Below are 12,237 nucleotides of genomic sequence, written 5' to 3'. Positions count from 1 at the left end.
CTCTTTGCACTGCAGTTCGCCAAGCTGCTCGGCTGCCATGTCGCCGCCGTCACCTCGCGCGGTGAGAAAGCGGACAGGCTGCGGGCGCTGGGCGCCGACCTGGTGATTTCGACATCGGATATGCCGCAATGGGGCGCGGCCGTCCGCGACCAGACCGGCGGCATCGATCTCGTCGTCGAGACCGGTGGCCCGGCGACCTTCGCCCAGTCGCTGATCGCCAGCACGCTTTACGGGCACATCGTGCTCTTGACGCTGCAAGATGCGAAAGGCGGATCGATCCAGCTGCCGGCGGCACTCTACCAGCGCAGCCTCGCCACCATCAGCCGCCTGTTCGTCGGCAACCGGACCAATCTCGAAGCCATGCTGCGCGCCGTCTCGCAGCATCGCCTGCGGCCCGTCATCGACAAGGTCTTCGCCTTCACCGAGGCCGGCGATGCCTACCGCTATTTCCAGCAGGGCGACGTCTTCGGGAAGGTGATCATCGACGGCGCCTGACCCATCAAGTCCTCAAACCAAGGGAGAACGACAATGACAATTCGTGAAGCCTCGGCCAAATGGCAAGGCACGCTGAAGGAAGGGGCGGGCCGGCTGCGGCTCGGCAGCGGCGTCTTCGAAGGCGCCTATTCCTTCCCGTCGCGTTTCGAGAACGGTCCGGGCACCAACCCGGAAGAGCTGATCGCCGCAGCGCATGCAGGCTGCTTCTCGATGGCGCTGAGCGCCATACTGGGCGGCGCCGGCCATGTTGCCCGCAATATCCACACGATGGCCAAGGTGCATCTCGGCGCGACCGCGGCCGGGCCGACGATCACCCGGATCGAACTCGAAACCGAGGTGGAGGCCGCAGGACTCGCCGCAGATGAATTCGAGCGCCTTGCACAATCCGCCAAGACAGGCTGCCTCGTCTCGCGGGCCCTTGCCGGCGTGTCTCAGATCACCCTCAAGGCAACGCTCGTTGAAGCCACCAAAGGCCAATGAAGCCAGGAGAAAGAAGATGACACAGGAGCTTGTCATGGACGCAACCGCGTACGATCTGTCCCAGCAGACGGCCGAGATCATGCGGCGCTACAACGACGTATTCCAATGCCATGATCCCTCGGCACTCGCCGAATTGGTGGCTGAGGATTGCGTGATCGAGAACACCGTGCCGGCGCCGGACGGCGCTCGTTTTGCCGGTCAAGCGGCGTGCGTCGGGCTTTGGACGGCGATAGCAACCCAGGCCGGCACGCGCTTCGACATCGAGGAAACCTTCGTTGCCGGGGACCGGGCAACGATCCGCTGGCGCTATTTCATGGCCGACGGCAATTCGCTGCGCGGCGTCAACCTCATGCGCGTGGCCGACGGGCGGATCGTCGAAGCGATGGGCTATGTGAAGGGCTAGCGCGCCCGAGCAATTTCCCGAAAGCGCATAACGCCTTTTCGCCCGGAATAGCGCAACAAGCGGAGCGGATCAGCGGGACTGAGCCGCTCGCCGTGGCTCTACCGATCCGCCAGCGCCAGCTTCGCGCCAAGCATGACGAAGGCGCCGGCGAAAGTCCGGCGCATCCAGGTCAACACCATTGGCCGCGAGACGACGTGGCTGCGGATCGAGGCGGCGAAGATGCCGTAGCCGACGAAAACCACGAAGGTCAAAAGCATGAAGACGGAACTCAGCTCCAGCATCTTCGACAGCGCGTTGGGCTCCGTGGTGCTGACGAATTGCGGCAGGAAGGCGAAGAAGAAGATCGAGAGTTTCGGATTGAGCACGTTGACGAGGATGCCGGTGGCAATCACCTTGCCGGCCGAACGCGGCGTCACATCCTGGTCGACGCTGAGGCCGCCATTTTCCTTGAGTGTGTTCCAGGCCATGTAGAGCAGGTAGGCGACGCCGAGATATTTCAGCGTCTCGAAGGCGAGCGCACTGGTATGCAGCAGCGCCGCCAGGCCAGTGATGGCAGCGGCCATGTGCGGGATGATGCCGAGCGTGCAGCCGAAGGCGGCGATGACGCTGGCTCGCGCACCGCGCGAGAGGCCGGCGCTCAGCGTGTAGAGAACGCCGGTGCCGGGCGAAGCCACGACAATCAGGGACGTCAACAGAAATTCGATGCTCACGATGGTTCCTCCGGCACCCTACCCAACCAGGAAGGTATCGGGCTGCGGGTCGGCGCACAAGCGGAGGCGATTGGAGATTGGCTACACCGGTAACCCGAGCGCCTGGCGTGCCATCAGGCACTCCTCGTCGCCGGGCATGCAGGCGCGACAGACGTCCGGCCGGACGTCGTAGATGCCGCAAGCGGTCGACTTGCCGATCTCGCCGGACAGCGCCGAGCAGCGCACGCCCTCGCAGCGCATGCCTGACAGGTCAGATGCGACATATTTTTCCGGGATACGGTCGAGCTGTGCGTCATCCTCGGTGGAAAAGCGCGGCCACTCGGCCGAATAGGAACAGCAGGCACCGCAGCTTTGGCAATCGAAGGTGCCGTGTTGCGACGGCAAAACGCTCGCGGCGGCCACCAGGGCGGACAGCCCCGGCGCGGCGGGGTTCTGATCGGCGTCTTGCGGCAAGGCGCTATTTCTTCTTAGCCGTCTTGCCCTTCGGCGAATCCGCCGGCGACTTGAACAGATCGGTCGCGGCCTCGGTGGCGTCGCCGGCTTTCGGGGCGGCAACCGGCTTGGCCGGTTTTGCCGCAGCACCCGAGGCTGCCGTCTGATCCTTGGAGGAGAATTTTATGGCCATGTCAGTCCTCGTCGGCGAAGCGCGATGATGGGGCGCGCGGATTGCGCAGGCGGCCGATCAGCGCCGAAACGGCCGTGATGTTCATTTCCTCGGGCGACCAGTTTTTCACCGCCTCGATGTGATGGGCCGCCAGCTCGCGATGCGTGCTGCCGCTGTAGGCGGCGTCCTGATAAGTCACCCGCTCATGGGTCTTGGCGTCTTCGCGGACATATTCGATCAGGTAGTTCGGACATTCGGCGCGGCCACGCACGCCGACGCGCACCTGGGCATCACCGTGGGCACGCTTGCAGCGTTCGAGCTTTTCCAGCACACGGTTGCGTCGGCGGCGATCGGTGTTGGCGGTACGCGTTTGGTGGCCATCAGCGTCTTCCGGCCCGCTTCGGCAAAGCGGCTAGCGCGGCGGCGGCGGCCATCTCGTGGGCCTCCTTTTCCAGGCGCAATTCGCGCAGGCGCGCGGTCTTGGCTTCACGTGCCTCGCTGACGGCGTCGCGCTCGGAATTGATGCGGTTGAGCGACATCGACTGGGTTTGCGTCTTGCTGAACAGGGACACGGCCTGATCGACGGTTGTCTTTGAACTGGTGGTCAAATCTTTCTCCTGTCAGGAGCCTGTGCCGATGGAGCGAGACCGGGTCTTCGGTCAGGATCACGCACAAAGCAATACGCGCGGCGAATTCAAATTGCTGGAGCGTCCCTTAGCACGTCCAGGCTGGCGCGCAGCGCACTTTCGGCGGCGAGGCCCGCAAAATGAAAAAGGCCAGGCACCGCCTGACCTTCCGTAAGGCGCCGCGCAACCAGATGACCATCCAAAAAGGATGCACCGGGATGCACGAAACGCCCCTCTCATGCGCATGATATGCCGTGGAAACTCAGGTCTCCGCGGCCATGCGCCCGAATTCGCCACTCACCGGTGCCAGTACATCCGTGGTCACCGGGAGAGCTGAATTCTTTTTTCAGGCCGCCTTCAACTGGTCGGCGGACATCTTGCCCGACTTGTTGTCGCGGACCATCTCGTAGCCGAGCTTCTGGCCCTCGACGATGTCGCGCATGCCGGCGCGCTCTACGGCCGAGATGTGGACAAAAACGTCGGCCGAGCCGTCGTCAGGCTGAATAAAACCAAAACCTTTGGTGGCGTTGAACCATTTAACTGTGCCGGTGCTCATGACGAACCCTTTCCATGGCAAATATTCGTTCGACGCCATGCGGATGCACAACGTCGTTTGTCCCGATTTTTGATGTGGGAAGTTCGTCAAAGGCACGCTCGAAAGCGCGGATAACAAAAGTCAGTCAAACAAATATCGACGATTTGCTTATAGGCTTCTTTTGGCGCGCTGTCAAATTTGCATAAAGCCACAGCTGCGGAATTCTCCCAAACCACCTGGCCAAAACACCTGGCATGACGGCAGATCGGACGCCAAACAGCGCGCTTGCGCCAACTTGAGAAAAGTTTTCCGGCATCCAGGAACCATCTGCGCAGACGCGCATTTATTCGGTGTCATCAGCAGTTCATGAGAGCAATCGAATAACAGTTGATGGCAAAGACGCCCCCCGCACGATAAAAGGTGCGAGGGGCGTTTTCGTTTGGATCCTATTCGTCCGGACCGGGTTCCGGCCACGTCTCCCTGGCCGCCTCGGCATACCAGTGGCGCATCGCCGGCGTTGCCAGCACGGCGTCGACATAGGCGCGCGTATCCGGCGCCAGCGTGCCGCCATAGGTGTCGAAACGGGTGACGACAGGCGCATACATGGCATCGGCCGCGGTGAAGTGGCCGAACAGGAACGGGCCGCCCTTGCCGTATTTTTCCCGGCACTGGCGCCACAGCGCCTCGATGCGGGCGCGTTGCGCCTCGCCCTCGGCGTCGAGCGGCTTGTGGGCATTGGGCCGACGCAAATTCATCGGCCAGCCATAGCGAACCTCGCGAAAGCCGGAATGCATCTCGGTCGCAGCCGAACGCGCCAGCGCACGGGCATTGATATCGGCCGGCCAGAGTTTTTTCTCGGGAAACAGGTCGGCGAGATATTCAAGGATGGCAAGGGTTTCCCAGACGATCTTGCCATTGTGATTCAGCACCGGCACCTGACCTGTCGGCGACACCTTCGCCAGATTGGCAAAGGTTTCAGGCGTGCGCAGCCGCACGAAACCTTCCTCGAACGGGATCTCCAGATGCCTCATCGCCAGCCATGGCCGCAGCGACCATGAGGAGAAACACTTGTTGCCGATATAGAGCGTAAATTCTGCCATTTTTCTCCCCGCACGCCTGGCCTCGAAAATCCCATTGCCAACGCGTGTTCACAGCCTAGCCCACCGACCTTGCCCCAGGCGGCAGCCGCGCGACCTTCTCTGCCGTCCGGGCGACGCCTGGAACCTAACCGACGCCGGCCCGTTGGCTACCCGCAAATGAATTCCTCCGAATTCACACCCCAGGAGATGCGCAAAAATGGTGAACAAGGATCAGGTTGCGGGCGTGGCCAAGCAGGTCAAAGGCTCGGTCAAGGAAGCCGCGGGCAAGGCGACCGGCAACAGGCAGACCCAGGCCGAAGGCACGGGCGACCGGATCGCCGGCAAGGTGCAGAAGGCCTATGGCGACGTCAAGGACAAGGTCAAGAAGGCGCTCTGATCCGACATCGAGAAACGCGCTTTATCGAGGGAAAGGCGGCCGCGAAGGCCGCCTTTTTCATGTGCTCCAGCCCTTGCTGAAAGCATTGGTGAAGGCAACCTCGCCATGATCGCCGGTCGCCTCGCCCAGCACCACGTCCATGCCGTCGCTGGTCACCCTGGCCAGCGCGAAGCCGCCCATATAGGCAGCCTTCGGCTTGAACAGGTCGATCCCGTCCCTGCGATAGATCAGCGGCGTTTCGTGCTGGTGGCCGTGGAAAATGCCGACGACATTGTAGCCCTTCAGCGCCGCCAGCAACGCCTGCCGGTCGGCCTCGCTCCACCAATGCGGCGCACCGGTGCCGTCATCATCGAAGTGGCTCTTGGCGGCATCCCAGCGTTCCACCGAAAAAGTGTCCCAGCCATAATGCTGGAACAGGACGACCGGACGGCCGTCCGCCGCATAGGTCGCCAGGTCCTGCTTCAGCCATGGCAGGCTGCTCTCGGCGCCGTGGCCGGTATCGCCGGCGAAACGATGCGTCTGGATCAGATGCAGGCCGCCCCAGTCCCAGGAGTAGCAGTCGGTGTCGACATCATAGTCGGTGGCCGGCACCGGCGGCTTGAAGAACACGCCGGCGCGATGGTTGACCTCGACATAGTCGCGCAGTTCGCGCCGGTACCAGTCGACATGGTGCGGCGGCCCGTTCTGGTCGAGATCATGGTTGCCGAGCCCGATATAAACCGGCATGTGCACGCGATCCGGGCCGACGCCCTGGCTGTAGCGCTGGCTGAACTGGAGCAGTTGGGTGCCCTCGCTCGGCTGCGTGATCTGGCCGCCGCCATCGTCGGTGACGTCGCCGCCGACGACGAGGCCGAGCGGCGTGCCTATCTTGCCGGCGGAACGCAGGCCGGTGGCGACGCCATTGATCTCGGCCGGCCAGTCCTTGTCGCCAAGCGCATTCAGCACCGCCACGTTGCGCAGCAGCGCGGCGTCGGTCTTGCCTTCCTGCAGGCAGTTGGGACTCAAGCCGCTCGCCATGCGGCAGGCATGGACATCGGCGATGAACAGGAAGGTGGCGTCGATCGACTGGACGCGTCGTCCGGTCTGGCCGAAGGCCGGCCGCGGCAAGGCGCCGGCCGCGGCAAATCCCGCAGCCTGTACCAGGAAGTTGCGTCGGGAAAACGATCCAGTCGAATGGCGATTCATCATCTGCTGATTCAGCATGGACAGCGGCCGGTCGTCCAGCGCCTCTGCGCCATCATCGACATGACGCCACGGGTCTGGCATGTCTCGCTTGCGCAAGCGGAGGAGGACGAAAGATGAAAGCCGCACCTATCTGCATGATCCTGGCCGCGATGCTGTGCGCGAGCACCGCGCATGCCGCCGGTTGCGTCGATGCCAAGTCCGCCAGGAAGGGTTTCGTTCTGGCGAGACCCGGCATCCACAGCGAATTTCGGCCCGTGGCCGGCGGGATGATGTCGGTTATCAACACCTACGAATCGCAATCGCCGCAAACCCAATATTTGTTCGCCGGCCTGATCGAGGTGTTTCGCGACAGCGACACCGGCCGGCAGGCGATGATCCCGTTTTCCGATCTGCGAAAGCTGTTCCCGCTGAAGGCGGGGGCAAAGGCCACGATAGAGTTCGTCGAGTTGTCGCCGAACAAGCCGCCGAAGGGCACAAAGACGCTGAGCCTTGTCGTCAAGGGCAAGGAGACATTCAGTCTGGGCGACTGCAAATACAATGTCCTGGCGGTCAAGGAGACCTTCAAGAACGGCGCCGGCGAGACGCTGGATTCATTCACCTCCCTTTATGCGCCCGATCTGCAAGCCGCGCTCGCGCGGCGCTACGATGAAGGCACCGGTTCGGAATCCGTCAACGGCTACGAGACGATCAAGCCGCTGGCCGAGTAGCTGAACCAGAGCCCGGCGTTCCCCACCTCGCCCGGCATCGGATGAAGAACGCAGCGCCGCAAATTCAAGGGGTTCTCGGCCGTGGCAGTATCCTGTTGCGTCGCCTGGCAACCAAGCCGCCCGGCGACGGCGCGCTGCGCTCCAGCCCCGCCAGGCAATCCCGCAGCACACCGGCATCCTGCGCCGTCTTGGCCATCGACATCGCCCCGGAATAGGCGGCGACCGTCAGCGCGGCGAAGCGTTCGGGGTCCGTGCCCTCGTCCTTGCCCGCCTGCTGGTCGGCACGCAGCTTGTCGGCAATCGCGCGCCGCCACCGCCCAAAGATACCGGCAAGGGCAAGGCGGAAATCGGGATCGGCAAGCGACAGTTCGTGAGCCAGATTGTTGAGCGGGCAGCCGCGCACGAAACCCTGCTGCTCCAGTTCCGCCGCCACGGCCTCGAACACCGAGCGCACGCCCTCGCGCGCCGATGCCGCCGCCAGCACCGGGGCGATCCATGTCTCTTCGACCGCTGCCGCCACACGCTCGTCGATCACAGCCAGCGCCAGCGCCTTCTTGGTCGGGAAGTGGTGATGCAGCGCGCCGCCGCTGACATCAGCCGCCGCCATCAGGTCGCCGATGCTGGAGGCGTGATAGCCGCGCGCCTGGAACGCATCCTCGGCGACATCGAGCACTTTCTTGCGCATGCCTTCAGGGTCGTTGGTGCGTTTTCCCGGGCGCGGTTTTGGCTGGACGGTCATCTCTGCTGACATTGCCGAACTTTAGCATGTTGACAAAACAGGACAACCGGTCTGTTTTAAAACAGGACGATCGCCCTGTTTTGGAGAATGTCGGATGAACCTGCCCCAGAACGTCGCGACGAAACCCTCAGCGCTCGCTTCGCCTGTCGTCGAGCTTCGGCAATACACGCTGAAGCCTGGTCGGCGCGACACACTCATTGGCATCTTCGACGGCAGGCTGATCGAGGGCCAGGAGGACGCCGGCATGACCATCATCGGCCAGTTCCGGGACCTCGATCGGCCTGACATGTTCGTCTGGATGCGCGGCTTCGAAGGCATGGATGCGCGGAAAAATGCTCTCGCCGCTTGGTCTGGGCGGCGAACAGCCACGCGGCCAACGAGACAATGATCGATTCCGACGATGTGCTGCTGCTCAAGCCGGCGTGGCCGGGCGCCGGCTTCGACCTCGCGGGCAAGCAGCGGCCAAGCCTGGCCGACGATAAAAAGCCCATTCAAAACAAACCGCTGACCGGCATCGCTGTCATCGAGATTCATCATTTGCAGCCCGGCACGGAGGCAGATTTCGCCACTCGCTTCGAGACTGAGACGGCGTGCCTGATGACGGCCGACGCACGCCTGCTCGCCGCCTTCATTACCGAGCATGCCGAAAACAGTTTTCCGCGCCTGCCGGTACGGGCTGATGAAAACGTCTTCATCAGCGTCATGGGTTTTGCCAGCACCGAGGCGCATGCCCGCCACCAGGCCGCCCTAGCCGCTTCTTCGGCATGGCAGGATTTTTGGCAGGCCGCGCAGCTCGGCCTGACCAAACAAACGGAGACTTTGCGGCTGTCGCCCACATCGCAATCATTGGTCGGGCGTTAGACTTCAAATGCCTCGATGATCGCCTTTGCGACAAGGACCGGGTCTTCCCAATGCGGGTTGTGGCCACAGCTCTCGGCGCGAACGAAGACGGCTCCGGCAAGAGCGGATTGCAACGCCTGCTGGTGCGCCGCGCCGAATAGCGGGTCGCAGGCGCCGGCGATGACCAGCGTCCGGGCCTGCACGGCCCGTGCAGCATCGGTCAGGTCGGCGCGGCGGATTTCCTCGAGAATCGCGCGCCAGCGCGGGGTCGGCATCGCCGAGGCCTCTTGCGCCAAGCCGGCGAGAAAGGCTGCGGGCACGTCGGGACGACAGGCATGCCACCAGACATAGAACGGATCGGCCGGCGATATCGGGTCGCGCAGGGCCTCAACGCTCACCACCAGCGGATGCCCCGGCGCGAAATCGGGCTTCAACGTGCCGGCCAGGACCACCAGCCCGCCGATCAACTCCTTGTGCCCCGCAGCCAAGGCGACAGCCACCATGGCGCCCAGCGAATGGCCGACGACGACCGGTCGGTCGAGTTGTAAACTCCGGATCAGCCCGGCCATATCATCGGCAAGATCGGCGATGCCGCAATTCTTGCCAGCCTGCGAGGCGCCGTGGCCGCGCAGATCCGGCATGATCAGACGGCGGCCGGCCAGATATGGCGCCAGAAGCGAAAAACTGCGGCTGGTGTCGGTGAAGCCGTGCACCAACAGCAGTGCCGGCTCGGCGCCTGATATCTCGACATAGGCGATGTCGAGATCGCCGACAGTGACGAACTGCTTGCGGCCGGCCCAGGCGTCCTGTTCCGGCAAAGCATCAAGCACCGCCGCCCTCACAGGCCGAGCTTTTCCTTGACCGTGGCAAGGCCGGGTTGGCCGTCAAAAGTGGTGACGCCGGCGAGCCAGGCATCGAGACGGCTCTTGTTGGCCGTGATTGCCTTCAGCGCGCCGTCCTCCGGCTTCATGCCGTCATTGATCAGATAGCCCATGCCGACATTCTCGAAATCGATGTCGAAGGCGAGATTCCCGAGGAATTGCGCGACGTTCGGGCATTGCTGCAGATAGCCCTTGCGCACCTGCGTCGTCACCGTCGCGGCGCCGAAGTTCGGGCCGAAGAACTTGTCGCCGCCGGTCAGGTACTTGAAGTCGTACATCGTGTTCATCGGATGCGGCGCCCAGCCCTGAAAGACGATGAACTGCTTTTCCTTGATCTCGTAGCCGACCTCGGAAAGCATGCCGGCTTCGCTGGACTCGACCACCTGCCAGCCGTCCAGGCCAAAGGCCGGATCGGCGATGGCGTCCATCATCAACTGGTTTGAACCGGGCTCGATACCGTACATTTTCTTGCCGAACTTGTCGGCGAATTTGTGCAGATCGGAAATGTCCTTGACGCCGGCGTCCCAGGCGTAGGTCGGGACGGCGAAGGTGTATTTGGCGCCCACGAGATTGACGCGCACATTCTCAACCGAACCGTCCTTCTTGTAGGGCTCGTAATAGGTGACCATGGCCGGATCCCAGTAGCCCAGGAACAGGTCGAGGTCCCTGTTCTTCATGCCCTCGTAGATGACGTTGATGCCGAGCACCTGGCTTTGCGGCTGATAGCCGAGCGCCTCCAACAGGACGTTGGCGACCCCCGTGGTGAAGGCAAGGTCGTTCCAGCCGGGTTCGGCCATACGGACCGTCCTGCACTCTTGGCCCTCGGCCGCCTGAGCCGCATGAGAGGCCAACATGAGGGCGGCCAAACAGACGCCGTTTGCAAGGATGCGCAACATTTCGGTTCTCCTCATTGTCGTCAAATTGACCAATTGGTCTTTTTATTGTCCCACGGGTCAATTCTTGATCTGAGCGGACGAAAATGTCAACGTGGATTCGCGATGCATGGACCGATCCCGTGAAACTCAAGCGTCTCAGTGAGATACGCCGCAAGGAGCTTCGGCAGGCGGCCTTCGTGGTTCTGGAGCGCGAAGGCATTGCCGGCGCGACCCTGGAAAAAGTGGCGGCGCAGGCCGGCGCCTCCAAAGGCATCGTGCTGCACTATTTCCGCAACAAGCAGGAACTGTTCGAGCACGCGATGCGCGAAGCCAATGCCGTCCTGTGCCAGGCGGTGATCGCGCGGCTTCGCCGGGCGCGTACGCCGATGGAGCGCACGGATGCGGTGATCGAGGGCAATTTCGAGGAGCATCTGTTCCAGCCGCCTCTGTGCCATGCCTGGCTGTCGCTCTGCGCCGAGGTGCCGCGCGACGAGAAGATGGCCCGTATCCAGCGGGTGATCCATGCGCGCATGCGCTCGAACCTGTTGTCGGGCCTGCACGGCCTCGCCTCGCCGGCGGATGCCGACGACATCGCGCTTGGCGTCACGGCGCTGATCGACGGGCTTTGGCTGCGGCTCGGCCTGCAGCCGGGCAGCGTCTCGCGCGAACAGGCCGTCCGCCAGGTCAAGAATTATGTCGCGGGCCGGCTGGCCCTGCGGGAGCCCGTCACCGAAGTTCATACCGTGGGATAGGCGGTAGTGGGTCAGTTTGAAATTTGATGCCGCGAATGCCGTTGTCGTGACCCGCCGTGAACTCCTATATGCTTACAGAAAGTATGGGACGGCGTATGACAATCGAGTGCATAGCCCCGCCGAATGCACTGGTGCGCGGAAAGAGTGGATCGAAGGTAATCCAGACATCAAGCACGTCAGCACGTCATTTGCCGAACGCCAAAACCGGACTATGCGGATGCATATGCGCCGCTTCACGCGCCTGACCAACGGCAGTGGAAGCTCACGCCAACGCCGTTGCCCTGCACTTCATGTATTACAACTTTGTCCGCATTCATGCTTCATGCGCATGACGCCCGCGATGGCCGCCGGCGTGACTGGCAAGCTTTGGGAGATTAGCGATATCGTTGCGCTGATCGAGGCGAAGGAAGCCGAAAAGCCAGCGGCTCGGGGGCGTACCGAAAGAAAGGTGTCTCAACTGATTGATCCTCAACCCATCACGAATGAAAATATCCTGAGGGTTCTTTGCATCGTCCTCGTCGAAATTCGCGCGACCGATGATCTGTCCAGAGCTCGTATGCTCGCGGATTCATTTCACAACGCACCGGCCATGATCGCCTCTGGCGCCGGTCCGCAGGATACCTGGGCAAGTGTACTTGGAACCGCTCGCAGGCTTGATATGGAACGATATGTCGTCTCACTGCTGAGCCACGTTCAGGCGAGACAGATTTCAAACTGACCCACTACCGGATAGGCTGGCCGCTTGACCTCGCCCGCTGATATGCGGTGCTCTCGCGGCGGCCAGAGAAGCCTTGGAGCGTCGGATGAGACTTCACAACAAACGCGCGCTGGTCACCGGTGGGTCGGACGGTATCGGCCTGGCGATCGCCGAAGCCTTTTTGGTGAGGGTGCGGACGTCCTGATCGTCGGCCGCGACACCAAGAGCTCGA

Annotated in this window: 19 protein-coding genes and 1 pseudogene; 9 read left to right on the top strand and 11 right to left on the bottom strand. The window is 62.7% G+C overall.

The features are described from left to right. From EOB49_RS13605 to EOB49_RS13595, 3 genes are all read left to right on the top strand, one after another. Positions 1-495 (top strand): zinc-binding dehydrogenase (locus EOB49_RS13605; protein ID WP_164781668.1); only part of this gene is annotated, 495 nt, incomplete at its 5' end. A gap of 33 nt (positions 496-528) precedes the next feature. After that, positions 529-975, top strand: a complete 447-nt coding sequence (locus EOB49_RS13600; protein ID WP_127319522.1) for an OsmC family protein — start codon at positions 529-531, stop codon at positions 973-975. Positions 976-991: 16 nt separating this feature from the next. After that, positions 992-1,378, top strand: a complete 387-nt coding sequence (locus EOB49_RS13595) for a nuclear transport factor 2 family protein (protein ID WP_127381259.1) — start codon at positions 992-994, stop codon at positions 1,376-1,378. A gap of 98 nt (positions 1,379-1,476) precedes the next feature. On the opposite strand, the gene EOB49_RS13590 is transcribed toward EOB49_RS13595, so the two are convergent. The 7 genes from EOB49_RS13590 to EOB49_RS13560 all read right to left on the bottom strand — a co-directional run bounded on the left by EOB49_RS13590 (position 1,477) and on the right by EOB49_RS13560 (position 4,953). Beyond that, positions 1,477-2,088: a LysE family translocator gene (locus tag EOB49_RS13590; protein ID WP_127270585.1), complete on the bottom strand. Its 612-nt coding sequence runs from the start codon at positions 2,086-2,088 to the stop codon at positions 1,477-1,479. A gap of 81 nt (positions 2,089-2,169) precedes the next feature. After that, on the bottom strand, positions 2,170-2,490 hold the full coding sequence (locus tag EOB49_RS13585; protein ID WP_164781670.1) for a YkgJ family cysteine cluster protein: 321 nt from the start codon (positions 2,488-2,490) through the stop codon (positions 2,170-2,172). 55 nt (positions 2,491-2,545) lie between these two features. Next, on the bottom strand, positions 2,546-2,713 hold the full coding sequence (locus EOB49_RS13580) for a hypothetical protein (RefSeq protein ID WP_127319514.1): 168 nt from the start codon (positions 2,711-2,713) through the stop codon (positions 2,546-2,548). 1 nt (position 2,714) lies between these two features. Then, positions 2,715-3,023 (bottom strand): hypothetical protein, encoded by a 309-nt coding sequence (locus EOB49_RS13575; protein ID WP_245472687.1) that lies wholly within the window; start codon positions 3,021-3,023, stop codon positions 2,715-2,717. A 49-nt stretch (positions 3,024-3,072) separates the two neighbouring features. After that, entirely contained in the window at positions 3,073-3,300 is a 228-nt protein-coding gene (locus tag EOB49_RS13570) for a hypothetical protein (protein ID WP_127381257.1), read from the bottom strand. Positions 3,301-3,664: 364 nt separating this feature from the next. After that, a complete protein-coding gene (locus tag EOB49_RS13565; RefSeq protein WP_010915421.1) occupies positions 3,665-3,874 on the bottom strand; it encodes a cold-shock protein in 210 nt (69 codons plus the stop codon). 425 nt (positions 3,875-4,299) lie between these two features. Then, a complete protein-coding gene (locus EOB49_RS13560) occupies positions 4,300-4,953 on the bottom strand; it encodes a glutathione S-transferase family protein (RefSeq protein WP_127381256.1) in 654 nt (217 codons plus the stop codon). A 196-nt stretch (positions 4,954-5,149) separates the two neighbouring features. Here EOB49_RS13560 and EOB49_RS13555 point away from each other — a divergent pair, with 196 nt between their 5' ends. Further along, entirely contained in the window at positions 5,150-5,329 is a 180-nt protein-coding gene (locus tag EOB49_RS13555) for a CsbD family protein (protein WP_027037831.1), read from the top strand. Positions 5,330-5,386: 57 nt separating this feature from the next. Here the strand turns inward: EOB49_RS13555 and EOB49_RS13550 are convergent, their stop codons facing one another. Then, entirely contained in the window at positions 5,387-6,517 is a 1,131-nt protein-coding gene (locus tag EOB49_RS13550) for a metallophosphoesterase (RefSeq protein ID WP_164781669.1), read from the bottom strand. Positions 6,518-6,627: 110 nt separating this feature from the next. Between EOB49_RS13550 and EOB49_RS13545 the strand changes: the two genes are divergently transcribed. Continuing rightward, complete coding sequence (locus EOB49_RS13545; protein ID WP_127381254.1) at positions 6,628-7,221, top strand: hypothetical protein; 594 nt, start codon at positions 6,628-6,630, stop codon at positions 7,219-7,221. 64 nt (positions 7,222-7,285) lie between these two features. Here EOB49_RS13545 and EOB49_RS13540 read toward each other — a convergent pair whose 3' ends face one another. After that, a complete protein-coding gene (locus EOB49_RS13540; RefSeq protein WP_127381253.1) occupies positions 7,286-7,960 on the bottom strand; it encodes a TetR/AcrR family transcriptional regulator in 675 nt (224 codons plus the stop codon). Positions 7,961-8,054: 94 nt separating this feature from the next. Here EOB49_RS13540 and EOB49_RS37600 point away from each other — a divergent pair, with 94 nt between their 5' ends. Both EOB49_RS37600 and EOB49_RS37595 read left to right on the top strand, forming a co-directional pair. Continuing rightward, positions 8,055-8,348: a hypothetical protein gene (locus EOB49_RS37600; protein WP_245472685.1), complete on the top strand. Its 294-nt coding sequence runs from the start codon at positions 8,055-8,057 to the stop codon at positions 8,346-8,348. After that, positions 8,345-8,821, top strand: a complete 477-nt coding sequence (locus tag EOB49_RS37595) for a hypothetical protein (RefSeq protein WP_245472683.1) — start codon at positions 8,345-8,347, stop codon at positions 8,819-8,821. Before EOB49_RS37600 ends, EOB49_RS37595 begins: the two co-directional genes overlap by 4 nt. Here EOB49_RS37595 and EOB49_RS13530 read toward each other — a convergent pair. Both EOB49_RS13530 and choX read right to left on the bottom strand, forming a co-directional pair. Further along, positions 8,818-9,630, bottom strand: coding sequence for an alpha/beta hydrolase (locus tag EOB49_RS13530; RefSeq protein WP_127381252.1), 813 nt, complete (start codon positions 9,628-9,630; stop codon positions 8,818-8,820). The two genes, EOB49_RS37595 and EOB49_RS13530, sit on opposite strands and share 4 nt — an antisense overlap. An 8-nt stretch (positions 9,631-9,638) precedes the next feature. Further along, complete coding sequence (gene choX, locus EOB49_RS13525; protein WP_127332218.1) at positions 9,639-10,577, bottom strand: choline ABC transporter substrate-binding protein; 939 nt, start codon at positions 10,575-10,577, stop codon at positions 9,639-9,641. An 83-nt stretch (positions 10,578-10,660) separates the two neighbouring features. Here choX and betI point away from each other — a divergent pair, with 83 nt between their 5' ends. Both betI and EOB49_RS37590 read left to right on the top strand, forming a co-directional pair. After that, the gene (gene betI, locus EOB49_RS13520) at positions 10,661-11,308 is read left to right on the top strand and encodes a transcriptional regulator BetI (protein ID WP_127381251.1); all 648 of its coding nucleotides are present in this window, start codon (positions 10,661-10,663) and stop codon (positions 11,306-11,308) included. A 106-nt stretch (positions 11,309-11,414) separates the two neighbouring features. Next, a pseudogene (locus EOB49_RS37590) lies at positions 11,415-11,708 on the top strand (IS1 family transposase); the annotation flags it as partial. Positions 11,709-12,237: the final 529 nt, after the last annotated feature.

This window comes from Mesorhizobium sp. M7A.F.Ca.MR.148.00.0.0 (genome assembly GCF_003997735.1).
Classification (GTDB): Bacteria; Pseudomonadota; Alphaproteobacteria; order Rhizobiales; family Rhizobiaceae; genus Mesorhizobium.
This window is presented reverse-complemented; position numbering and strand designations above follow the sequence as displayed.